The 490-nt window shown below is 80.4% G+C and carries 1 pseudogene; it reads right to left on the bottom strand.

The window, feature by feature from the left end:
- Nucleotides 1-490: pseudogene (locus tag ACLIYP_RS30790) on the bottom strand (ATP-binding protein); the annotation flags it as partial.

Raw genomic sequence — 490 nt, 5'->3', positions numbered from 1 at the left:
CGCCCGCCCAGCAGGGCGGCGGCGAGCAGCGCCGCGATCCCCTCGGCCGGCAGCGGGCAGCCGCCCTCGGCCGCGCGCAGCTCCTCGTCGGCGATCTCCTCCAGGCAGCGCCGCCAGCGCCGTGCCAGGAGGTCGATCCGCTCCGTGACCAGTTCGTCGGCGCGGCCGCACTCGGGGGCGCCGGGCTCCAGGCGCCAGGCGTCGGCCGCCTCCTCGTCGGCGTCGCCGACGGCGCCGCGCAGCAGGGCCGACAGCCCGTCGGCGAAGGCGTCCAGGAGTTCGTCGCCGCCGCTGTCCCGGGGGAAGCCGCGCCAGCGGGCCAGGGCCTCGCCGGCCAGCAGCTCCCCGTCGCCGATCTGCCTGCGCACCCGCGCCCCGGCCCGCTCGTACGCGCCCTCGATGTGCCGCATCAGCCGCAGTGCGGCGGCGTGCTGGGCCGCCGCGGCGGCCGCGAGCCCGGAGACGCGGGAGCGCAGCGAGACCAGGGCCC

This window comes from Streptomyces nanhaiensis (assembly GCF_046614825.1).
Classification (GTDB): Bacteria; Actinomycetota; Actinomycetes; order Streptomycetales; family Streptomycetaceae; genus Streptomyces; species Streptomyces radiopugnans.
The sequence above is the reverse complement of the archived record's forward strand: the minus strand, read 5'-3'. Positions and strand labels throughout refer to the sequence as shown.